Raw genomic sequence first — 23,032 nt, 5'->3', positions numbered from 1 at the left:
AGGCATGGCTGGACCCCCGGACCGGCTGCACGCAGCGCGCGCGGTGAGCAACATGGCGAACGTCATTCATGTACATGACCGACCTGGCACCATGAAGGCACCACGAAGGGACGCACCCCACATGCGTACTCATCCCCCACGTCCACGTGTCCGCAGATCCCCCCTGGCGCTCGCCGCCGCATCCGCACTGGCGACCGTGGCGGTCCTGGCCGTTCCCCAGCCGGCCGGGGCCGCCGAGAGCTCGCCGGTCGGGTTCGGCGCGGGGACGACCGGCGGCGGCAGCGCCTCGGCGGTCACCGTCTCCACACTGAGCGCCTTCAAGTCGGCCGTGACCGGCAACTCGGCCAAGGTCGTGCGGGTCAACGGCCTGATCTCGCTCAGTGGTCAGGTCGACGTCGGGTCCAACACGACCGTCCTGGGCGTGGGTTCGGCCTCCGGGTTCACCGGCGGCGGACTCCGGCTGAAGAAGGTCTCGAACGTCGTCATCCGCAACCTCAACATCAGCAAGCCGCTGGCGCCCGCCGACGGCATCACGGTCGAGGCGTCGAGCAAGGTCTGGATCGACCACAACTCCTTCTCGGCCGACCGCGATCACGACAAGGACCACTACGACGGCCTGCTGGACGTCAACCACGGCGCGGACAACGTCACGGTGTCCTGGAACACCTTCAAGAACCACTTCAAGGGCTCGCTCGTCGGCCACAGCGACAACAACGCGAGCGAGGACACCGGCCGGCTGAAGGTGACGTACCACCACAACCACTTCGCCAACGTGTACTCGCGCATCCCCAGCCTGCGCTTCGGCACCGGGCACTTCTACAACAACTACGTCGAGGGCGCCGACACCGCCTGCCACTCGCGCATGGGCGCCCAGATGCTGGTCGAGAACAACGTCTTCCGCTCGACGAAGGTCGCGGTCACCACGAACCGCAGCAGCGACGTCGACGGATACGCCAACCTGCGCGGCAACGACCTCGGTGGAGCCGCCACCGAGATCTCGCGGGTCGGCAGCTTCACCAGCCCGCCGTACGCCTACACGGCGGAGCCGGCCTCGTCCGTCGTCGCCTCGGTGACGTCGGGTGCGGGCGCCGGAAAGCTCTGACACCCCGTCCGCTCGGACACCCCCGAACGCTCCAGACGACAGAAGGAATCGGGACATGACTTCTGCGACACGTCCGCGCGCCCGCAGGCGCGCGCTGACCGGCGCGCTGGCCGCCCTCGGGCTGTCGGTTGGCATGATCATGACCATCCAGGCGCCGACGGCGAACGCCGCCACCTGGCCGACCCCCAACGGCAGCCAGGGGACCTCCTCCACCATCTCCGTGTCCGGCACCAAGGACTACGGGATGAAGCGGTTCTACGGCACCGGAAGCCTGGCCGGTGACGGCCAGGAGGAGGGCCAGGACCCGATCTTCAAGCTCGCGAACGGCGCGGTGCTGAAGAACGTCATCCTCGGCGCCCCCGCGGCCGACGGCATCCACTGCGAGGGCAGCTGCACGCTCCAGAACGTCTGGTGGGAGGACGTCGGCGAGGACGCCGCCACCTTCCGCGGCGGCAACGGCGCCACCTACCAGGTGATCGGCGGCGGAGCGAAGAAGGCGGCGGACAAGGTCTTCCAGCACAACGGCGGCGGCACGCTGACCATCTCCAACTTCGCGGTGCAGGAGTTCAAGACGCTCTACCGCTCCTGCGGCGACTGCTCCACGCAGTACACCCGCAAGGTCAACCTCAACACCATCGACGTGACCGGCACGGGCAGCACCGCCCGGCTCGCCAGCATCAACGTCAACCGCAACGACGTGGCGACGCTGCGGGGCATCACGATCCGCAACGACTCCGGCCGCAAGGTCGTCCCCTGCCAGAAGTACAACAACAACGACCCTGTCGGCTCCGGACCCGACAGCAAGAACTGCCTCTACTCCACCTCGGACATCACCTACAAGTAGCCCCTCGGGCCACCGCAACCCCCCACGGTGAAGGCGGCCGTGCGCAGCGTCCCCGGCGGGCGCCGCGCACGGCCGCTCGCGTCATGCGCCGCCCACCCGCGCGCGCACCTCCCCGACCAGCTCCCGCTGGTAATCGGTATAGGCGGCGCGCAGCCCGGCTCCCGGCCAGTCGGCCGGCAGGAGACCGGGCGGCAGGACGGGGTCGGCCAGCAGATGCCGCACGACGGCGGCGAAGGCGGTCAGGCGGTCGGCCGGGTGAGGGGCCTCGGCGATGTGGGCGAGCAGCGCACGGGCCGTGGCGGACCAGGCGTCCAGCGGCCACAGGCTCCCGGCCAGGGCGCGGGCCGGCCAGTCAGGGCGGGCCGTGTAGTGCTGGGCCACCCGGTCCAGGTCGCCGGGCAGGGCGCGGGCCAGGTTGGCGGGCCGGAGCCAGACGCCCTCGCGCAGTTCGGCGAGCCGCAGGGCGATCAGCCGGGCGCGCAGGTCGGCGCGTTCGGCGGGGCCGCGTCCCGTCGCGGTGATCACGACCATCTCCCAGTCGCCGTCCCACGCGCGCGTGCGCGGGTGCACGGCGTCGTCCTGGCGGCGCTGGCGCTCCAGCAGCCGGTCGCTGAGGCGGTAGCCGGTGTCGGTGCGCCGCAGATCGCCGGCGGCCACCATCCGGCTGAGCGCCGCCCGCAGGGTGGAGCCGCCGACGCCGAAGCCCTCCACGAGCCGCACGAGCTCCCGGACGGGCAGTTCGGGGGGATGCGTGCCGAGGAGCAGGCTCAGCACGACCGACCGCGCGGACAGCGGCCGCAGATCGAGCGCGCCGGGCCGCGCCGGGACGTTCATCGGCATGGTCACGTACTGTACGCGGCGGAATTCCGTGTTGCAGGATTGCTGCGGCCGTAGGACGAGTGCAACACTCGACGTATGGTCTCGACACTCGACGCACAGCAGGCGTACGGCGGAGTCGCCACGCACGACGTCACCAACCAGGCCCCTCCGCTCGCCCCGTACGACGCCTCCGAGGACACGGCCCTGCTGGAGGGTCTGCGGCGGGAGGGCGCCGGGTGGGCCGAGGAGGACCTGCGGAGGCTCGGCAGGCAGGCCGGCAGTGTCCAGGCGCGGGAGTGGGCCGACCTGGCCAACCGCCACGAGCCGGAGCTGCGGACGCACGACCGGTACGGCAACCGCGTCGACGAGGTCGAGTTCCATCCGAGCTGGCACCACCTGATGGGCGCCGCGATCGCCGCGGGACTGGCCGCGTCGCCCTGGGCGGACGACCGGCCCGGCGCCCATGTCGCCCGGACCGCCGGCGGACTGGTGTGGGGGCACACGGAGGCGGGGCACGGCTGCCCGACGTCGATGACCTACGCCGCCGTCCCCGCGCTGCGCAGGCAGCCGGAGCTGGCGAAGGTCTACGAACCGCTGCTGACGAGCCGGGAGTACGAGCCCGGGCTGCGGGTGCCGACGGACAAGCGCGGGCTGCTGGCGGGCATGGGGATGACCGAGAAGCAGGGCGGCTCCGACGTCCGGACGAACACCACGACGGCCACGCCCACGCTGGAACCCGGGGTGTACACCCTGCGGGGGCACAAGTGGTTCACGTCGGCGCCGATGTGCGACGTGTTCCTTGTGCTGGCGCAGGCCCCGGGCGGACTGTCCTGCTTCCTGGTGCCGCGCGTGCTGCCCGACGGCACCCGCAACACCTTCCGCATCCAGCGGCTGAAGGACAAGCTGGGCAACCGGTCCAACGCCTCCTCCGAGCCCGAGTTCGACGGGACCGTCGCCTGGCTGGTGGGGCCCGAGGGGCAGGGCGTCAAGACCATCATCGAGATGGTCAACTGCACGCGGCTGGACTGCGTGATGATGTCGGCCGCGCTGATGCGCACCTCCCTCGTCGAGGCCGGGCACCACGCGCGGCACCGCAGCGCGTTCGGCGCGCGGCTGGTGGACCAGCCGCTGATGCGCAACGTTCTGGCCGATCTCGCGCTGGAGTCCGAGGCCGCCACGACGCTCACCCTGCGGCTGGCCGGGGCGGCCGACCGGGCGATCCGCGGGGACGCCCGGGAGGCCGCGTTCCGCCGGATCGCCACCGCCGTCGGCAAGTACTGGGTGACCAAGCGGGGTCCGGCCTTCACGGCGGAGGCCCTGGAGTGCCTCGGCGGCAACGGCTACGTCGAGGACTCGGGCATGCCCCGGCACTACCGCGAGGCTCCCCTGCTGTCGATCTGGGAGGGCTCGGGGAACGTCAACGCCCTCGACGTGCTGCGGGCGCTGAGCCGCGAACCGGGCACGGCCGAGGCCCTGTTCAGCGAGTTCGCGCTCGCCCGGGGGGCGGACGCCCGGCTGGACGCGGCCGTGACGCGGCTGAGGAACCGGCTGCCCGGGGCGTCGCAGACGACGGCCCGCCGTCTCGTGGAGGACATGGCCCTGACGCTCCAGGCCTCCCTCCTCGTCCGGTACGCCCCGCCGGCGGTCGCCGACGCGTTCTGCGCGACCCGGCTCGGGGGCGACTGGGGGTACGCCTTCGGGACGCTGCCGGAAGGTGCGGACCTCGGCGCGATCGTGGAGCGAGCGCTGCCCGGCGGGAACTGAACCACAGCCAGCCAACCAGCACTCGGTTCGCGCACAGTCATCGCCCGATTCCGCTTCGTTGTCAGTGCCGTGGTGCAGACTCCCCGTCAGGTGGCACTTCGCCTGGGGAGGACAACGTGTTCAGGGGGATCGACGAGGTCGACTGGGCCTCGCTGCGGCATGCCGACGGCAGCGCGGAGGACGTGCCCGGGCTGCTCCGGGGACTGGCCTCCGCCGACCCGGCCGAGCGGGAGACGGCGCTCGACCGGATGTACGGCGCCGTGCACCACCAGGGAGACGTGTACGACTCGACGCTCGCCTGCGTTCCGTTCCTCCTCGCGCTCGCCGCCCGTGAGGAGGTGTGCGACCGGGCGGGGGTGGTGGAGCTGCTCGTCAGCATCGGTGGGGCCGGTGGGGAGGGGACCGACGGGGGCGGGGCCGGTGATCTCGCTGCGAGGGCCCGTGCCGCCCTGTGCGCGGGTGGCGAAGTGTTCGCCCGGCTGGCGGGGGACGCGGACGCCGGAGTGCGCCGGGCGGCTCCGGGGGCGCTCGTGCGGTTCCTCGACCGGCCGGCGCGTGTGCTCGCCCTGATACGGGAGCGGATCACCGTGGAGCGGGACGACCGGGTCCTGCTCGCTCTGGCCGAGGGCCTCGGCCTGTTCGCACGGCGGCAGCTGCCGGCCGGTGACACCCACGCCGCCGAGGCCGTGGACCTGCTGGCGGCGCTCAGCGGGCCGCCCTACGGGCCCGGGCTGCGGCTGGCCGCGCTCGGGCAGCTGGCGCAGTGCGCACCGGAGTCGCTTCCCACGGATCTCGTACCGACCGTGGTCCGGCTGCTCCGGGACAGGTCCGGGCAGCGCGTCCGCGGGAGACTCGCACAGGACGGCCCCGGTGTGGACACGCTCGCCGGGCGGCTGCGGCGGCTGCGGCCCTCGGACGAGGAGGGCTCCCGGCTGCTGCGGACCCTTCACGCCGCGCTCGGCGGAAGGGTGGCCGACCGGGTCGCCCTGCTGTGCGGGCAGTTGACCAGCCCTGATCCCCTGGACCGGTGCAACGCCGTGTGGATGTCGGCCGGGCTGTTCCGCGAGTGGCGTGCCGATGCGGCGGAGCCGATCGCCCTCATAGGCGCCCAACTGGGCGCCGAGGAGGGGCGGTTGCACGACGCGGCGGTCGCGGTCCTGGGGGAACTCTTCGAACTGGCCCTGCCCGCGGCGGACCATCTCCACGCCCTGGTGAACTGCCGTCCCGAGTTCCGGATACATCACCGGGAGCGGGGAGCCCCGACCCTGGGCGGCCCGCTCAAGGCGCTGGCCAGGACGGGGGACGCGCGGGCCACGCCGGTGCTGGCGGACGTGCTGGCGGGCCCGGTCGTACCGCACGACCTGGGGCTGGTGATACCCCACCTGGGCCGCGCGGCCGCGTCGCTCGCGCCGGCCCTGCGGCGACGCCTCGCCCGCCTTTCCCTCGACGGCCGCGACACGCACGAGCGGGCCGTTCCCCTCCTGGCGGCGCTCGCGGCGCTGGGCGACGCCGAGTCCGTGCCGTCGGTGCTGCGCCTGCTGCGCGGCATGCCGGACGGGCTGCGGCTGCGGTCTGCTGTCACTGGAGCGGCGGTCCGTGCGCTCGGTGCGTTCGGCGGCGCCGCGCGCGAGGCGGTACCGGATCTGCGCGGGCTGCTGGAAACCGACTGCGCCGTCGCGGCCGCGGACGCGCTGTGGTCGGTCACGGGTGAGGCGGAAGCCGTCGTGCCGGTGCTGCTCCGGAGGCTTACGGAGCCCGGGAGCGGCCGGTGTCGCCGCGCGTCTGCCACCGCTGCCACGGCTGCCGCGGACGTGCTCGGACGGCTGGGGCCGGCGGCCGCCGCGGCGCTGCCCGGGCTGCGCCGGGTGACCGGCTCCGGCGAAGCGTCGGAACGGGCCGCGGCGGCATGCGCGGTGTGGCGCATCGCCGGGGAGCCGGAGCGGGAACGGGAGGAGGAGCACATTCTTCCCGTCCTCCGCGCCGCATGGGTCGAGCACCCGCGCACCCGCACGACGATCGCCGGGTGCGTGGCGGCGCTGGGCCCCAGGGGAGCGCCCCTGCACGACCTGCTGCGAGCGGAGGTCGCGTCCCCTCGACGGCATCGGGCCGACTGCAGCGGCTACGACCGTCACGCCATCCATGAGGACGAGGGGCTGCTGCGGGTGTGCCGGGTGGCGTTGGGCCGGGAAGGGGGCGGGTAGGGCGGCGGGGACGGGCCCGGGCCACTCCACCCGGTCATCCCGTCGTGCGCCCCCACAGCGGTCCGAAGCGGGACCACTCGGCGTCCCACTGGTCCATGCGGCGGCGCTCCAGGCGGCGGCGCACGACGCGGCCACCGGCGAGCGGCGCCGTCGCCGCGCAGAAGGCCGCCACGCCACCGATCAGGGAAGCGCGTATCCGGGCCTGGGACTCCGTGACGGGCCGGTTCACCTGGCGGCCCTCGCGGTCCGTCCAGACGGTGACGGGCGAACCGGCCCGGCTGCCCTGCAGGACCCGCACCTGGCCGGAGTGCGAGGAGCCGTCCGCGGCGGTCCACCGTGCCTCCGCCCACACGTGCTCGGCACGGGAGACATCGCCGTTCTCAGGTGCCGTCCCGGGAGCCCGCTCGGCCAGCCGGGCCGCGAGGGGGCGCCACTCGACGCGCTCACGGGCCAGCCCGTCCTCGACGGACCGGCCCACCGTCAGGCCGGCGAGCACCGCGACGAACACGGTGAGCATCCACACGCCCAGCACGACCCAGGCCTCCACCCTGTCGGCGCGCCGCTTGAGCGGATTGCGCCGCCAGCGCCACAGCCACACCTTCGGACCACGTAACGCCATCGAAGGCATCCTCCTCACGAGCGCATGACCATCCCGCCGCCCTCCCCATACGGAAGAGGGCCGCTGGATGCTCACTGCACGTACTGCGGGAGGGCGCCGCGGTGGGATCGCTGCACCTTCGGGGACGGGGCGGACGGACGCCCGCACACGGCACCGACACGGCCCTGACCTGCGCCGGAGTCCGCTCCGGGGGGGGACTGTCAGTGGTGGGGTGCAGACTGGCCCGTGTCTGAGACGAGGGCGTCGACGACGACGCCGCGGAGGTGATCGGCATGACCGAGGTACTGCTCGCCGTGGGCACGCGCAAGGGCCTGTTCATCGGGCGCCGGCGGGGCGGTGGCGCCTGGCAGTTCGACGAGAGCCCCTACTTCAACGCGCAGGCCGTGTACTCGGTCGCCATCGACACCCGCACCGCGACGCCGCGGCTGCTGGCCGGCGGCGACAGCGCGCACTGGGGCCCGTCCGTGTTCCACTCCGACGACCTGGGCCGGAGCTGGACGGAACCGGCCCGGCCGGCCGTCAAGTTCCCCAAGGACACGGGGGCGTCCCTGGAGCGGGTGTGGCAGCTGCATCCGGCCGCTGCCGAGCCGGGCGTGGTGTACGCGGGCACGGAACCGGCGGCGCTGTACCGCTCGGAGGACCGCGGGGAGACCTTCGAGCTCGTCCGGCCTCTGTGGGAACACCCCACGCGGTCGAAGTGGATGCCGGGCGGCGGCGGTGAGGGCCTGCACACCGTGCTCACCGACGCGCGCGATCCCCGGGCGGTGACGGTCGCCGTCTCGACCGCCGGTGTGTTCCGCACGCTGGACGGCGGTGCGACCTGGGCGCCCTCCAACTCGGGCGTCTCCGCGGTGTTCCTGCCCGACCCGAACCCGGAGTTCGGCCAGTGTGTGCACAAGGTGACCCGGGACGCGGCGAACCCGGACCGGCTCTACCTCCAGAACCACTGGGGTGTCTACCGCAGCGACGACGCGGGCGCGCACTGGACGGACATCGGCGAGGGCCTGCCATCCACGTTCGGCTTCGCGGCGGCCGCGCATCCGCACAGAGGCGACACCGCGTACGTGTTCCCGATCACCGCCGACGCCGACCGGGTCCCGGCGGACCACCGGTGCCGGGTCTACCGGACGGCGGACGCGGGGAAGTCCTGGGAGCCGCTCTCGGCGGGGCTGCCCCAGGAGGACCACTACGGCACGGTGCTGCGCGACGCGATGTGCACGGACGACGCGGATCCGGCGGGCGTCTACTTCGGCAACCGCAACGGCGAGGTGTACGCCTCGGCGGACGACGGCGACAGCTGGCAGCAGCTCGCCTCGCATCTGCCGGACGTGCTGTGCGTGCGGGCCGCTGTCGTCGGCTGAGGGGAGGGCGGACCGGCGACCGGGCGGGGGACGAGGCGAGGGATGAGCTGAGAGCGGGCCTTGGCCACTGGTTGATCCCGGCTGCCCGTACGGCAGTAGGGTGACGCCCGTGGCACCACGACCCTTGCATGAAATCGTCGAAGCGGGCTGGGCGAAGGCCCTGGAACCGGTGGCCGAACGCGTCGCCGCCATGGGGGACTTCCTCCGTGCGGAGATCGCCGCGGGACGCACCTACCTCCCGGCCGGACCGAACGTGTTGCGGGCCTTCCAGCAGCCCTTCGACGACGTACGGGTCCTGATCGTCGGTCAGGACCCGTATCCGACCCCGGGGCACGCGGTGGGGCTGTCGTTCTCGGTCGCCCCCGAAGTGCGGCCGCTGCCCGGCAGCCTCATCAACATCTTCCGGGAGCTGAACGCCGATCTGGGCCTGCCCCAGCCGTCCAGCGGTGACCTCACGCCGTGGACGCGGCAGGGCGTGCTGCTGCTCAACAGGGCGCTCACCACTGCCCCGCGCAAGCCCGGTGCCCACCGGGGCAAGGGCTGGGAGGAGGTCACCGAGCAGGCGATCCGGGCCCTCGCGGCGCGCGGCAAGCCCCTGGTGTCCATCCTGTGGGGCCGTGACGCCCGCAACCTGCGCCCGCTGCTCGGCGACCTGCCCTCCGTCGAATCCGCCCACCCCTCCCCCATGTCGGCGGACCGGGGCTTCTTCGGCTCCCGCCCGTTCAGCCGGGCCAACGACCTGCTGATCCGCCAGGGCGGCCAACCCGTGGACTGGCGCCTGCCGTGACCGGGGCGTCGGAAGGCTCCGGCTTCCTCGCCGTGGACTCCGGCGGGTCCGGACTCCGGGTGGTCGTGGGAACCGCCGAGCGCGGACCGCTCGCCCGGCGGGCGTCCGACGAGCCGGTGCGCACGGGTGACCGGGGCATCGATCCCGAGGACTTCATGGCGCGGCTCATGCCCCTGGTGCGTGCCCTGACCGCCGAGGCCGGTCCCGTGCGGCTGACCGCCGCCGTCGTCGGCGCGGCCGGGCTCGCCTCGCTCGGTGCCGGGCTGCGCGCGGAACTGCCGGGTGCCCTGGCCCGGGAGTTCGGCGTGCGCAAGGTCGCGCTGGCCGCCGACGCGGTGACCGCGTACGCGGGTGCCCTCGGGCCCCGGCCGGGTGCCGTGATCGCCGGCGGTACGGGACTGATCGCGATCGGCACCGACCTGGCGGGCTGGCGTCGGGCGGACGGCTGGGGTCATCTGCTCGGCGACTGCGGCGGCGGCGCCTGGATCGGGCGGGCCGGGCTGGAGGCGGCGCTGCGGGCGCATGACGGGCGGGAGGGCGGCTCGGCACGGCTGCTCGCCTGCGCCGAGGAGGTGTTCGGGCCCGCGGCGGGGCTGCCCGGCGCCCTGTATCCGCGTCCGGACCGGCCCGCCGTCCTCGCCTCGTTCGCGCCCCGGGTGGCCGCCTGCGCGGACGGGGACCCCGTGGCGACGGGCATCCTGTGCGCGGCCGCCCGGCACATGGCCGACTCAGCGGCGGCCGTGTGCCCGTCCGGCGGCGAGCCGCGCGTCGCCGTCACCGGTGGCCTGTTCAAGATGGGCGACCCGCTCCTCGTACCCCTCGACGAGGAACTGGCGCGGCGGCTCCCGCACGCGCGCCGGGTGCCGGCCGAGGGTGATCCGCTGCACGGCTCGGTGCTCCTGGCGACCGAGCTGAGCGCCGGTCCGCTCACCCTGCCGGGTGACGAGGCCATGCTGAGCGTGACCACCCCGTCGGGTGACTGATCCGGGCGCACACCATCCGCACGTCATTCCATCGGTACGTAACTCATCAGACAAAACCGGACGGATACCGCTCACCTGCCCCCTCCCCGAACAGGGGAGCCCAAGAAGCCAGTAACATGCGGCGCCATGAGTTCCCCCACTGGACCCGAGTCCGGCCTCCCAGTACGAATGCCGCGACCCCGCCAGCCCGGACGGCACCGCCGTCCGGAGCCGCTGGTGGCTCCCGAGGGCGCGCCCGCGCTCGTCCTCGCCGTGCCGGGCACGCCCAGTAGCGCCACCCGCAGCCTCGCCGAAGAGGTCGTCAGCATCGCCCGCTCCGAGCTGCCCGGCCTCGACGCCCGCATCGGGTACCTGGACGGGGACAACGCGGAGTTCCCCACGCTTCAGGCCGTGCTCACCTACACCGCCGAGGAGCGCACCGCCCGCTTCGAGCAGGCGCGTGCCGCCGGCATGGACGTCAGGGAGCCCGACGGTCCCGTCGCCGTCGTCGTGCCGCTGCTCGCCGGTCCGGACAGCGCGCTGCTGCGCCGGGTCCGCCAGGCCGTCATGGAGAGCCGGATCGCCGCCGAGCTGACCGATGTCCTCGGCCCGCACCCACTGCTCGCCGAGGCGCTGCACGTACGGCTCTCCGAGGCCGGTCTGGCCCGGGCGGACCGTGCCCGGCTGTTCACCGTGGCAACCGCCGCCGACGGCATCATCCTGGCGTCCGTGGGTGGTGACGAGGCCGTGCAGGCCGCCGGGATCACCGGCATGCTGCTCGCCGCGCGCCTCGCGGTGCCGGTGATGGCGGCGGCCCTGGACCAGGAGGGTTCGATCGCCTCCGTCGCCGAGCAGCTGCGCTCCTCGGGTTCGCAGCAGCTGGCCCTCGCGCCGTATCTGATCGGGCCGGAGATCGAGCCGGGGCTGGTCGAGGAGGCCGCGAAGGAGGCGGAGTGCTCCGCCGCCGAGTCGCTCGGCCCGTACCCGGCGATCGGGAAGCTGGCGCTGGCCAAGTACACGACGGCGCTGGGGATCACGCCGCAGCAGGCCCAGGGCACGCCGGTCCGCTGACGTCCCCTGGTACGACTGAGAAGGCCCGCCCCGGACGGGGCGGGCCTTCGTCGTACACGTGGGCCTTCGTCGTCGGGGTGGGCCTTCGTCGTCGGCGAGAGCCCCTGGCGCACCCTGTCAGCCGAGGATCACGCACGACGCCGCCGGCACCCTGATCGAGCCGGCGCGTCGCGGGATGCCCGTGCGCGGGTCGGTGGCGAACCAGGTCACGTCGCCGGAGCGCTCGTTGGCGACGTAGAGGAAGCCGCCGGAGGTGGTGAGGGCGCGTGGCCAGTGGCCGCCGCAGGGCACCGTGGCGATCAGCCGCAGTTCCTCGCCCTCGACGGCGAGCACGGACAGGACGTCCTCGCCGCGGGTGGCGGTCCACACGAAGCGGCCGTCGGGTGAGGTGACGATGCCCGAGGGGTAGGCGTCGCCCGCCGGTGCGCCGGGCAGGACCGGGGTTTCGGTCAGCGGCGTCAGCTCGCCCTCGGCCGCGTCCCAGCGGCAGACGGTGACGGAGGGGGTGAGTTCGTTGACGACGTACGCGTACGACCCGTCCGGGTGGAAAGCGAGGTGGCGCGGGCCCGAGCCGGGCCGCAGGGCGGTCTCCTTGTGCAGGTCGAGGGCGCCGTCCGTCAGCGTGCAGACCCGCACGGAGTCGGTGCCGAGGTCGACGCTGACGACCCAGCGGCCGCTCGGGTCGGGCTGCACGTGGTGGGCGTGCGGCCCCTGCTGGCGCGGTGTGCGCGGGCCCGAGCCGGTGTGCCGGAGCACGTGGGCGGCGGACCGGGCGAGCGTGCCGTCGGGGCGGACGGCGATCGCGGTGACGCTGCCGGAGCCGTAGTTGGCGGTCAGGAGGTGTCCGGCGAACAGGCTGAGGTGGGTCGGCCCGCTCCCGTCGACCGGCACGGGCGGCCCGGCCGGCTCGGGCTTCTCCCCGTCCACGCGGTACGCGGCCACCGCGCCCTCGGCTGTCTCACTGACCGCGTACAGCAGCTCCGCGTCGGGGGACAGGGCCAGGTAGGCGGGGTCGTGGACGGCGTCGACGCTGCTCAGGGCGGTCAGCGCGCCGGTGCCGGCATCGACGGCCGCCGTCACGATCCCGGGACCGCCGGCCGCCGTGAACGACCCGATGTACGCCCGCCGCCCGCCGTCGTCAGCCACGGCTGTCCCCTCTCGTCGCGCATGCGTCCCTCAACCGTCCGGACTGACGGCGCTGCCGATCATGCGCGGTCTAGACCAAACGGTCAAGGACTGAGCCGAGCCCGCTCCCGCCGGGCCGAGCGGCGAGCCCGGCCGAGCGGCGAGCCCGGCGGGATACGCAGCGGCCGAACGAGACCGACCAGGGCCACTCCGAGGGCGTGTGGCGCTCACGCCCCGACCCACGGCGAACCCGACGGTGTGCGGAGCGGTCGGGCGAGTTCCGTCAGGGCCCGCTCCAAGCCGTGGAGGTGGACCAGGGCGGGTTCCGCCGCGGCGGGGACGTCCGCCCGCACCGAGATGTCCCCGCCGTCGGTGAGCGCCTCCACCGCGGCCTGCACGCGCTGGCAGGCCGCGGCCAGCCGGGCGTCGTGCGACGCGACAGGATCGGCGGCAACGGTCACCAGGCCCCGCACTTCGCGGGCACAGTCGTCGAGCAGCTCGAGGACCTGGCGGGCACGGGCTTTCCGGGCACGGAACGGAGTCAACGGGTGCATCAGCGGGGCGAGTGCCATCCGTACCCGGCCGAGCAGCAGTTCCAGTTCGGCGGCGTGCGGGGCGGGGTCGCCCTCCGGGTCTCCGGCGAGGCGAGCGGTCGCCTCGGCGGTGGCGGCGTGGACGCAGTGCAGTGCCCGCTGGATCCAGGCATCGTTCGTGGCGTGCGTGGTGACCGGCAGGACGAGGGTCACGGCCAGCGCGGCGCACAGCGCGCCCACACCGGTCTCCGCCAGACGGAGCCCGAGCAGGCCGGGGTCCAGCACGCCCAGGAGGCCGTACAGCAAGCTGACCATGACCGTCACTGCCAGCATCATCCAGGAGTAGGAGACGGCGGCGGTGTAGAAGATGCCGAAGACGCAGACGGCGACCAGGGCGGCCGTCGGCACGGGCGCGCCGTTCAGCGGGACGGCGACCAGCAGGCCGACGACGATACCGATCACGGTGCCGAAGACCCGGCGGAAACCGCGGACCAGGGTCTCGCCGCGGGAAGCCGTGTTGACGAAGATCCACCAGGCAGTACCGACGGCCCAGTACCAGCGCTCTTCGGAGAGCAGTTGCCCGGCCAGGAGCGCGAGAGCCGAGGCGGCAGTGGCCTGGAAGGCCTGCCGGGTGGTGGGCCGCGCCAGTCCGGTGCCGGGCAGGGCCGGCGGGGCTGCCGCGGGCGGGGTGTGACGCTCGATGGGCCAGAGCACGAAGCGCGTGGCGCCGGCCACGAGGAGAGCAAGACCGACGGCGGTGTACAGCTCGGGCAGCTGAGCGGGGACCGCGTGCAGGAACTGCGTGATGAAGAAGTTCATGAACGCGAAGATCCCGAGCGCGTGACCCCGCGGGCCCCAGCGGCGGGCGTAGACCCCGCAGAAGACGACGGCCAGAAAAGCGGCGTCACGGACCGGGGCGATGCCGTGCAGTGCGGTGGCGAGCGCCAGCACGGGGAATCCGGCGACGGGAAACAGGGCGGTGGTGATCCGCTGGTCACGGACGGTGGCGTCGGTGACCGTGAAGAGGGCGAGCAGTGCCGCGAGCCCTCCGGTGATCGATGCGGTGAGCGACAGCCCGCAGAGGTCGGAAACGGCAACGGCGGCGGCGACACCGATGACAGCGCGCGTCGCGTTCCGCAGCCTCAGGCGCCCCGGGTCCGGAGCCACGAACATCCTCTTCACGGCGGTACGCCGCCCCCCTCGTGGTGGTACGCGTCCTGCCCACGGTCGTCCCGGGTGGCGGACAACAAGCAGGCACGACGAAGGCACCGCGGTCCGGACCGGCCTCGTCGCCGTCCGGCGCTACGCGGCGCCGCAAGTGCATGGATGGGACCAGGTAACCACCTTGAGGCCCAATGGCTCAACTGTCACGCGATCGACTGTGCCAATGGCTCAGCTGATCAGGCTGGATGCCGACCGATGGGAGGCCAATGGAGCAGACGACTACGGCCGGCTCAGAAGGCCGGTGGGGACTGCTCGGCGGCCTGTCCCTGGCGGCGCGCCCCCAGCACCGCCTCGTGCAGCCTTTCCTGAGCAATCGCCAGACACGCGTAGACCGCCCCTTGCGCGGTCGAAATACCGATCAGGTGCGGCACGGTCCTGATCTCCGGGACCGTCGGAAGACTCCGCGCGAGTCGTCCGCGCACCTCGGGAAGCACCTCGTCGACGAGCGGACGCAGTCGGCCCACGAAGTAGACCGACTCCGGGTCCAGCGTCACGGCCACGACGCTGACGGCCGTCACGATCGCCGTGGTGAACGCCTCCAGCACCTCGGCACGCGGCGCCTCGCCGTGCGGCTCCTCCCAGAGGTTCTCCACGCGCTCCAGGTCGAGCCCCCGCTTGCGGGCGAACCGCAGGAGGCCACGTGTGCTCAGCAAGTCGTCGAGGCTCTCGTCACCGACCCCGGAGGAGAGCACACCGATGTCGCCGAACGTGGGCGTCCTCCCCCGGGCGAGCTCGTGATCCGTGCAGCCGGCGAAGTTCAGTATGGTACTGACGCTGAACAGCGCGGCGTTGGTGACGGTGGCGTCGTCCGTGAGGATCGCGAGCAGCGACGCGTTGGCATCGCTGTCGAGAAGCACGGGCGCCTCGACCAGGTCCTCGACGGCCCGGTGGAGGTCGGAACCCGCGAAGATCTTCATCGACTCGGCGGGACCGAAGATCTCCATGCCGTTGCGGACCCGGCCGGGCACGGCGACGACGATCTGGCGCAGGGGGCCCCGCGCGGTCTCGGCGGCCCGCGCGATCAGGTCGACCAGCCACCGCGCGGCGCCCGTGACCTCCTGGTGCTCGGCGGTGGGGACCGCGATGTGCTGGATCTCTCGGCCCCTCAGGTCGGTCACCAGCACACCGGTGGTCTGCGCGCCGAAGCTGACCCCGACCACGTGCCCGGTCGTGCCGGGCAGGTCCAGATAGGTGGACCTGCGGCCGCGTCCGGTGACATCGTCGACCCCGCCGTCCACGACGAAGCCGTCGGCCCGGAGCTCCTCCACCGCTCTGGACACCGTGGCCTTGCTCAGGCCCGTCAGCTCGATGAGCTTGTTCCGTGTCAGGGGCGCGTGCGAGAGAACCACGTCGAGGACCGACGCCTTGTTGTAGTCACGCGAGGTGGGATGAGTGGTCACGGGATGACCATAGCGAGCCCGGTACGCCGGTCGGGCCGTGACCTGCTTGGGTCTGATGATCACGGGCTGCGACGCGGTGACCGGTGGCTGTTCCCGCGCGCCCATCGCTCTCGCCTGGGTGGGCGGGAGGGGGTCCTTGCCCACGTCTTTCGCCTCGCCGGACGGTTCTCGGCCCATCTGTCATGCACTCCGGAGGGTCCCCGAAGCACTCCAAGGCAGCACGCCGCGTTGCGGCAGACCGGGAGGCCCGGGGGTCGATGACCAACTGACTGTCGGCAGCGAGCATCGATCAGACGGTGGACCCCTGTGCGGTCTGCCGCCGGAACGCCCTTGACGTCACCGGGCTGATCGCCCTGCGCCAGGGCGAGTTGATCGCATGCGGGCGAGCGTACCAAATATCTTCGTTTCAGACTGGAACTGAAACGAAGATGCTATGGTCCTGGCGACCGGGATCCCTGGTTTCCACGCACCTCGAAAGGCCTGACCCACGTGCGTTCAGAGCGGCCGACGGAACTGGCAGGAGAGAGCAGCGATATGAAGTTCACCCCCTACTGGCTCGACACCGCTCCACAGGGACCGGACCGGTCCCGGACCCGGATCGGCGGGCGCGTCGACGTGGCGATCATCGGAGCCGGCCTGACCGGCCTCTCGGCGGCGCTGCACCTGGCGCGCAAGGGCGCCGACGTGCACGTCTTCGAGAAGGAGACGGTCGGATTCGGCGCCTCCGGGCGCAACGGCGGTATGGCCACCCTCGGCATGTCGATCGGATTCCGCTCCGCGGTCTCCCGGTACGGCTTCGACACCGCGAAGCGGTATCTCCTGGCCTACCACGACGCGGTCGACACCATCGAGAACCTCGTCAAGGAAGAGAACATCGACTGCGACTTCGCTCGCACGGGCAAGCTGAACCTGGCGTCCAAGCCGGCCCACTTCGACGGCCTGCGCAAGACCCACGAGATCATGTCCGGCCGGCTCGGGATCGAGACCCGCCTGATCTCCAAGAGCGAGCTCCACACCGAGATCGGCTCCGGCCTCTACCACGGCGGGATGGTCGACGCGAGGAGCGCGGGACTGCACGTCGGCAAGTTCACCAAGGGACTCGCCGAGGCCGCTGCGCGGATCGGCGTCACCATCCACGAGAAGGCACCGGTCGAGAAGGTCAGCCGGCTGGGCGGCGGCACGAAGCACGAGCTGGTCACTCCGCGCGGCACCGTCCGGGCCGACCAGGTGCTGGTGGCGACCAGCGGCCACACCCGCCGGCCGTTCCGCTGGCATCAGGTCAGGATCGCTCCCGTCGGCAGCTTCATCATCGTGACGGAGCCGCTGGGCAAGGACGTCTGCGACATGCTGCTGCCGAACCGGCGGATGGCGTCGAACTCCCTGAACCTGCTGAACTACTTCCGGATCACCCCGGATCACCGGTTGCTCTTCGGCGGCCGCGCCCGGTTCGCGATGTCCAGTCCGCAGTCGGACGCGAAGAGCGGGCGCATCCTTCGCAAGGCGATGACCGAGGTCTTCCCACAGCTCACGAACGCGCGCGTCGACTACTGCTGGGGCGGTCTGGTCGACATGAGCATGGACCGGATGGTGCACGCCGGTGAGCAGGACGGGCTCTTCTACTCGCTCGGCTACTCGGGCCACGGCGTCCAGATGGCGACGCACATGGGCAAGCAGATGGCCGAGTACATGAACGGTGACTTCGGCGCCAACCCCTGGAGTGACCTGCCCTTCAAGCGGATCCCCGGCCACTTCGGGCCGCCCTGGTTCTTGCCCTTCGCGGGCGGTTTCTACAAGTTCCTCGACGTCATCAAGTAGGCACAGGACAGGGACAGCACACGTGTGGAGCGCCGTGAGGTCCACCACCGTGTGCCGCCCCGGGCGGTGCCCCTTCCGCGCACCGCAGACCACGTGGTCGCGGTGCTGCGGTCCTGCCGGGAGGCCGGCATCCCGGTGACGGCCCGGGGCGATGGCACCCCGCCGACCCGCTGCGCCGGCTCGGCGTAGTCGGGGTCGACGAGGCCGAGGGCTGCTGCGGACTCGTCGGGAACTTCGGCTGCGAGCCAGAGCACCACCACACCTCGATGGCCGTCGCCGACCTCATCTCAAACTTCACATCGACCGCCTCCACGGACGCACCACCATCGCTGACGGCTTCAGCCGCGTCACCCGGATCGACCACCTCGCCGGAGACCCGACATCCGCGCCCTGCACCTCGCGGAACTCCTCGATCCCGCCGCCGACCGACCAGGAGAGACGACATGACCGAGGTACTGACCCCGTGGCCCGCGAGCGGTGCCAAGTTCGGCCCGGTCGCCGCGATTCTGATCTTCGGCAGGACGAGGTCGTCATACCTCGCGGTGCCCGTGCTATGACGGCGTCGCGCCCCTGACACACGCCTCATCGCGCACCGCGCGGGCCGCCCCGCGCCCTGGTCCCTCCCCAGACCGGGCGCGGGGCGTCGGCCTGTCCGGCTCTCGTGGCCGTCGTCCAGCCGCGAGACCGCGCTCAGATCCACCAAAAAAGTTTCTAGTTTCAGGTTGGAACTGGAACGAGTGATGGTATGTTCTCAGCCACAGCAGCGAGCAGCCGAATACCCAGACCGAAGGTGTGCCTGCAGATGACTTCCACGCTTAGTCAGGCGATCGCCCATTACCCCAACCGGTTCGATCCGGCGGTGTTGAGCGAGCTTCCCGACCACCTCCAGAAGACCATCCGGCGCCGCAACAAGGTGTTGGGTCCTGGTTACACACTCATCTACAAGGAGCCGGTCGAGTTCGTCTCCGGTCACGGGGCGCACCTGATCGACCGCGACGGCAACGACTACCTCGACGCCTACAACAACGTTCCGTGTGTGGGGCACGCCCACCCTCACGTGGCCGAAGCCGTTGCCCGCCAAGTGGCCACGGTCAACACGAACACGCGATACGTGCAGGAAGCCCTGGTCGACTACGCGGAGCGGCTCCTCGCGACCTTCCCCGAGGAACTGTCGAGGCTGAGCATCGCGTGCAGCGGGTCGGAGGCGAACGACCTGGCGATGCGCGTGGCGAGGTTCCACACGGGCGCCGAGGGCATCATCGTCACCCGCTGGGCCTACCACGGCATCACCCGGGAGGTGGCGAGCTTCTCGCCGACCCTGGGTGCGGGCTCGCCGCTGGGTCCGAACGTCCGGCTCATCGACGCTCCCGACCCGCGCCTCGTGGCGCCGGGGTCCACGCTCGACGAGCACATGAGGCAGCAGGTGCGCGGCGCGATCGACGACCTCGAACGCCACGGCTACCGACTGGCGGCGCTGATCACCGACTGCGCCCACAGCAGCGACGGCATCTTCACCGATCCCCCCGGATACATGCAGGCCGTGGTGGAGGAGGTGCATGCGGCCGGCGGTGTCTACATCGCCGACGAGGTCCAGTCGGGATTCGCCCGGCTCGGGGACTCGATGTGGGGCTTCAGCCGCCACGGCGTGCTGCCGGACATCGTCACCATGGGCAAGCCGATGGGCAACGGCCTGCCGATCTCGGGTGTGGTCTTCCGCCCCGAGGTCAGCGAGGAGTTCGGACGCACCGTCCGCTACTTCAACACCTTCGGCGGCAGCTCCGTCCCCGTGGCCGCCGGCGCCGCGGTGCTGGACGTCTTCGAGAAGGAGAACGTGCAGCAGCGCGTCCTGGAGAACGGCACCGCTCTGCGCACGGGCCTGCAGGAGATCACGAAGGAGTCCCCCTACGTCGCCGAAGTCCGGGGCGCCGGTCTCTTCGTCGGCGTGGAGATCGTCAGGGACCGGGAAAGCCTCGAGCCCGACCGCGCACTGACCGAAGACGTCATCAACGACATGCGCGACCGCCACATCCTGATCAGCGGCACGGGCAAGTCGGCGAGCACCCTGAAGATCCGCCCCCCGCTGGCCTTCGACTCCGCCGATGTGACCCGATTCCTGGAGACGTTCGCCGAGGTCGCGAAAACCCGTCTGTAGCAGGCTGCCGGCCCGAAGGGACTCACCGTGAACACCTCACCGGCCACCGACTTTGCCCAACGGCTCCTCGAAGAGAGCGGCCTGTCATCGTCCCACGAGCCCGTCGACGTGGTGCTGGTGAGCGTCTTGCTCGAGAAGCGCTATCGCCTCAACGGACGCCTCGGCCGACTGGCGACCGAGAAGGACGACACCTTCAGGCTCCGGACCGAGGCGAGCGACTACCTCGTCAAGGTCTCACCACCTGGGGAGCCCGAGGCGGTCGTCGCCCTACAGACCGCCGCGATGCGCTTCCTCGAAAACGCCGCCCCGCAACTGCCGGTCCAGCGAGTGAAGCCGACCTCCGACGGGCACGACAGCGTGGCCATCCGATTGAGCGACGGCAGGACACGGATCCTGAGGGTGTTCGACTTCGTAGCGGGTTCGGTCCTGGCGCAGACCAGCCCGGACGCGGAGCAGCTCGCGAAGGCGGGCGCGATGCTGGGACGGGTCGACGTGGCGTTGAAGGAGTTCACGCACCCCGCGGACGGACGCGGTCTGGTGTGGGACCTCCGCCACTTCCACCGTCTGACCAGCCTGGTGCAGTACACACCGAACCCCGGGCACCGTCGATTGGCACAAGAGGTCTTCTCGCAATTCGACGAAGCCGTCGTGCCCAGGCTGAGCGAGCTCGAGACACAAGTGATCCACGGTGATTTCAGCCCTTACAACATCGTGGTGGATCCGCAGAGCGACGATCGTTTCGTCACCGGTGTCATCGACTTCGGCGACACCGTGCGCAGCGCCGTGATCTTCGACCCCGCCGTGCCCATGGCGAATTTGCTCGGCCGGACGCCGGATCATCCATGGCGGGATGCCTGCGCCTTCGTCGCCGGGTACCAGCGGGAGCGGCCGGTCAACGACTCGGAACTCCCCCTGCTCCCGGTTGCCGCACTGGCACGCCTCACCTTGCGCGCGCTTCTCATGAACTGGCGGGCGGAGCGCGCACCCGAAAGGCGTGAGTACCTCCTCGCTCACGCCAAGGACGACTGGACCAACATCGAGCGTGCCCTGGCCGTAAGCCTGAACGACGTCATCGGTCAACTCAGGAATTCCCAGCATGGGCACGCCTGAAAAGACAACCGCTCTAGCCCATTTCCGCAAAAGAAAGATCGGAGCCCCGTCATGAGCAACAAAATCCCCTCTTTGCAGTTCCGGCCGAAGTACGTCTCGTTCGACTGTTACGGCACGTTGATCGAGTACCCGATCACCCCCATCACCCGGGAACTCGTCGGCGACCAGATCCCCGCCGAGCACTGGGACCAGTTCGTCCGGGAGTTCCGCGGCTACCGCTACGACCAGGTGCGCGGCGAGTACTACCCCTACGAGCAGGTGCTGCAGGACTCCTTCGAGCGCGTCTGCCGCAAGTGGGGCGTGAAGGCCGCCCCCGACGCGGGCAAGCGGTTCGCCGACGGCGTGCGCAGCTGGGGCCCGCACGCCGACGTGGTGGAGCCGCTGAAGAAGATGGCCGAGCACTACAAGCTGGTCATTCTCTCCAACGCCGACGACTCCTTCCTCGCGGAGAGCGTGCCGAAGCTCGGTGCGGACTTCCACGCGGTCCTCACCGCTGAGCAGGCCGGCTACTACAAGCCCCGCTACGCCGCGTTCGAGTACATGCTCGAGAAGCTCGACGCCTCCCCCGAGGACTTCGTGCACGTCGCCTCGCACACCCGTTACGACCACCAGTCGATGCACGACATGGGCTTCCGCAACCTGGTCCTGCTGGACCGCGGCTACGACCCCGTCACTCACGGCTACGACTACGTGACCGTGAAGTCCCTCGACGAACTCAACACCATGCTCGGCATCTGACACGAAGTCCACGCTCGTCCCCCACGGCACCGCTGCGTCAATCGCATGCTCGGTGGCTGACACTCGACGCACCTCGTCCCGCCGATCCGACGAGGTCGATCCCCACCCTTGGACCCCATCCCAGCCGTCCCTCTTTCCCTTTCGCACTTTCCCTTTCGCACCGCCCCCAGGAGGCATTCCATGAGAGACGCCCGTATAGATCGCAGGCTCTTCCTGCGCGGCGTCGGCGGAGCCACGGCGGGTCTCGCCGCCGCGACCGCCCTCAGCGCCTGTGGCACCGGCACCAGCCGCAGCGCTTCCACCGGCACCGGCGGGAAGGGCGGCAAGACGGTGATCGTCCGCGACAGCGGTGGGTCCTACGGCGCGGCCCTGCAGAAGGCGATCTACACGCCGTTCACCCAGGAGACCGGGATCGTCGTCAAGGTGCTCAACCTGGACGACGCCCCGCTGCTGGCCCAGATCAAGCAGGGCCGCCCCCAGTGCGACCTCATCAACAACTCGATGATGTCTCACCAGAAGTATGTGAAGCAGGATGCCCTGGAGGCGCTGGACCCGGACCGGCTCAAGAGCCTGAAGAGCGCGAAGGTCCCGGAGAACCAGATCACCGAGCACGCCATCGGCTTCAGCTTCTACGGCCAGTGCATCGCCTACCGCACCGACGCCTTCGACGGCCGCAAGCCGGAGTCGTGGGCGGACTTCTGGGACACCAAGGCGTTCAAGGGTGGCCGCGCGATGGTCAGCCCGGACGGTGACCTGCCCGAACTGGAGTTCGCGCTGCTGGCCGACGGTGTGCCGATGGACAAGCTGTACCCGCTGGATGTGGACCGCGCTTTCAAGGTGCTGAGCCGGCTCCGGTCCGACATCAAGAAGTTCTGGGACAGCGGCCCGCTGCCGGGTGTGCTGCTCAGCCGCCAGGAGGTGACGATGTCCACCGTCTGGGACGGCCGGATCGCCGATCTGCAGAAGCAGGGCGTCCCGGTCGAGAGGCAGCTCAACGGCATGCGCCGCCAGTTCCAGGGCTATGCCATCGCCAAGGGCGCGGCCAACGCGGACAACGCCTACCAGCTCATGGACTTCTCGCTGCGTGCCGAGAGCCAGGCCAACCTGGCCAAGGCCTTCCCCTCGAACCCGTCTTCTCCGGTGGCCTACGCCCAGCTCACCGAGGACCAGCGCAACGCTCTCGCGGGTGCGCCGCAGTACTACGACAAGGGCTTCGACGCGGACATCGGCTGGTGGCTGAAGAACGAAGCGGCCGTCACGAAGCGTTGGTTGGAGTGGGCTCGTGGCTGAATTCGGTATCGCCGCACGGTCCGTGGAGGTGGCCGGTGGCAAGCTGCCCACCGCGACGGGCAAAGCGCTGTCGGTGGTGGCCCTGCGCAAGACCTACGGGGACGTCGTCGCGGTC

At 71.4% G+C, this 23,032-nt stretch carries 19 protein-coding genes; 14 read left to right on the top strand and 5 right to left on the bottom strand.

Going from position 1 to position 23,032, the window contains the following annotated elements:
- The first annotated feature begins 121 nt into the window (after positions 1-121).
- A complete protein-coding gene (locus ABZ192_RS38875) occupies positions 122-1,102 on the top strand; it encodes a polysaccharide lyase family 1 protein (RefSeq protein ID WP_356929178.1) in 981 nt (326 codons plus the stop codon).
- Positions 1,103-1,157: 55 nt separating this feature from the next.
- The gene (locus ABZ192_RS38870) at positions 1,158-1,946 is read left to right on the top strand and encodes a pectate lyase (RefSeq protein ID WP_356929177.1); all 789 of its coding nucleotides are present in this window, start codon (positions 1,158-1,160) and stop codon (positions 1,944-1,946) included.
- A gap of 81 nt (positions 1,947-2,027) precedes the next feature.
- Here the strand turns inward: ABZ192_RS38870 and ABZ192_RS38865 are convergent, their stop codons facing one another.
- The gene (locus ABZ192_RS38865) at positions 2,028-2,786 is read right to left on the bottom strand and encodes a PaaX family transcriptional regulator C-terminal domain-containing protein (protein ID WP_356929176.1); all 759 of its coding nucleotides are present in this window, start codon (positions 2,784-2,786) and stop codon (positions 2,028-2,030) included.
- A 75-nt stretch (positions 2,787-2,861) separates the two neighbouring features.
- Between ABZ192_RS38865 and ABZ192_RS38860 the strand changes: the two genes are divergently transcribed.
- The gene (locus ABZ192_RS38860) at positions 2,862-4,529 is read left to right on the top strand and encodes an acyl-CoA dehydrogenase family protein (protein ID WP_356929175.1); all 1,668 of its coding nucleotides are present in this window, start codon (positions 2,862-2,864) and stop codon (positions 4,527-4,529) included.
- A 116-nt stretch (positions 4,530-4,645) separates the two neighbouring features.
- A complete protein-coding gene (locus tag ABZ192_RS38855; RefSeq protein ID WP_356929174.1) occupies positions 4,646-6,730 on the top strand; it encodes a HEAT repeat domain-containing protein in 2,085 nt (694 codons plus the stop codon).
- Between the two features lie 34 nt (positions 6,731-6,764).
- On the opposite strand, the gene ABZ192_RS38850 is transcribed toward ABZ192_RS38855, so the two are convergent.
- Positions 6,765-7,349 carry a hypothetical protein gene (locus ABZ192_RS38850; RefSeq protein ID WP_356929173.1) on the bottom strand — a complete coding sequence of 195 codons (585 nt, stop codon included), beginning with the start codon at positions 7,347-7,349 and terminating at the stop codon, positions 6,765-6,767.
- 263 nt (positions 7,350-7,612) lie between these two features.
- Between ABZ192_RS38850 and ABZ192_RS38845 the strand changes: the two genes are divergently transcribed.
- From ABZ192_RS38845 to ABZ192_RS38830, 4 genes are all read left to right on the top strand, one after another.
- Positions 7,613-8,710: an exo-alpha-sialidase gene (locus ABZ192_RS38845; protein ID WP_356929172.1), complete on the top strand. Its 1,098-nt coding sequence runs from the start codon at positions 7,613-7,615 to the stop codon at positions 8,708-8,710.
- 109 nt (positions 8,711-8,819) lie between these two features.
- Entirely contained in the window at positions 8,820-9,497 is a 678-nt protein-coding gene (locus tag ABZ192_RS38840; protein WP_086563594.1) for a uracil-DNA glycosylase, read from the top strand.
- Positions 9,494-10,480, top strand: coding sequence for a BadF/BadG/BcrA/BcrD ATPase family protein (locus tag ABZ192_RS38835; RefSeq protein WP_356929171.1), 987 nt, complete (start codon positions 9,494-9,496; stop codon positions 10,478-10,480). Before ABZ192_RS38840 ends, ABZ192_RS38835 begins: the two co-directional genes overlap by 4 nt.
- 126 nt (positions 10,481-10,606) lie before the next feature.
- A complete protein-coding gene (locus ABZ192_RS38830) occupies positions 10,607-11,530 on the top strand; it encodes a hypothetical protein (protein ID WP_356929170.1) in 924 nt (307 codons plus the stop codon).
- 117 nt (positions 11,531-11,647) lie between these two features.
- On the opposite strand, the gene ABZ192_RS38825 is transcribed toward ABZ192_RS38830, so the two are convergent.
- From ABZ192_RS38825 to ABZ192_RS38815, 3 genes are all read right to left on the bottom strand, one after another.
- Positions 11,648-12,676 carry a lactonase family protein gene (locus ABZ192_RS38825; protein WP_356929169.1) on the bottom strand — a complete coding sequence of 343 codons (1,029 nt, stop codon included), beginning with the start codon at positions 12,674-12,676 and terminating at the stop codon, positions 11,648-11,650.
- Between the two features lie 206 nt (positions 12,677-12,882).
- Positions 12,883-14,361: an FUSC family protein gene (locus ABZ192_RS38820; protein WP_356929199.1), complete on the bottom strand. Its 1,479-nt coding sequence runs from the start codon at positions 14,359-14,361 to the stop codon at positions 12,883-12,885.
- Between the two features lie 281 nt (positions 14,362-14,642).
- Entirely contained in the window at positions 14,643-15,812 is a 1,170-nt protein-coding gene (locus tag ABZ192_RS38815) for an ROK family transcriptional regulator (protein ID WP_356929168.1), read from the bottom strand.
- A gap of 534 nt (positions 15,813-16,346) precedes the next feature.
- Between ABZ192_RS38815 and ABZ192_RS38810 the strand changes: the two genes are divergently transcribed.
- From ABZ192_RS38810 to ABZ192_RS38785, 6 genes are all read left to right on the top strand, one after another.
- The gene (locus tag ABZ192_RS38810; protein WP_356929167.1) at positions 16,347-17,627 is read left to right on the top strand and encodes an FAD-binding oxidoreductase; all 1,281 of its coding nucleotides are present in this window, start codon (positions 16,347-16,349) and stop codon (positions 17,625-17,627) included.
- 24 nt (positions 17,628-17,651) lie between these two features.
- Positions 17,652-17,816: an FAD-binding protein gene (locus tag ABZ192_RS38805; protein WP_356929166.1), complete on the top strand. Its 165-nt coding sequence runs from the start codon at positions 17,652-17,654 to the stop codon at positions 17,814-17,816.
- 613 nt (positions 17,817-18,429) lie between these two features.
- Entirely contained in the window at positions 18,430-19,779 is a 1,350-nt protein-coding gene (locus tag ABZ192_RS38800) for an aspartate aminotransferase family protein (protein ID WP_356929165.1), read from the top strand.
- 27 nt (positions 19,780-19,806) lie between these two features.
- Complete coding sequence (locus ABZ192_RS38795) at positions 19,807-20,889, top strand: phosphotransferase (protein WP_356929164.1); 1,083 nt, start codon at positions 19,807-19,809, stop codon at positions 20,887-20,889.
- A gap of 51 nt (positions 20,890-20,940) precedes the next feature.
- A complete protein-coding gene (locus ABZ192_RS38790; RefSeq protein ID WP_356929163.1) occupies positions 20,941-21,627 on the top strand; it encodes a haloacid dehalogenase type II in 687 nt (228 codons plus the stop codon).
- 180 nt (positions 21,628-21,807) lie between these two features.
- A complete protein-coding gene (locus tag ABZ192_RS38785; protein WP_356929162.1) occupies positions 21,808-22,917 on the top strand; it encodes an ABC transporter substrate-binding protein in 1,110 nt (369 codons plus the stop codon).
- Positions 22,918-23,032 lie beyond the last annotated feature (115 nt).

Origin of the sequence: Streptomyces sp. NPDC006235, from assembly GCF_040613735.1 — a bacterium.
Classification (GTDB): domain Bacteria; phylum Actinomycetota; class Actinomycetes; order Streptomycetales; family Streptomycetaceae; genus Streptomyces.
The sequence above is the reverse complement of the archived record's forward strand: the minus strand, read 5'-3'. Positions and strand labels throughout refer to the sequence as shown.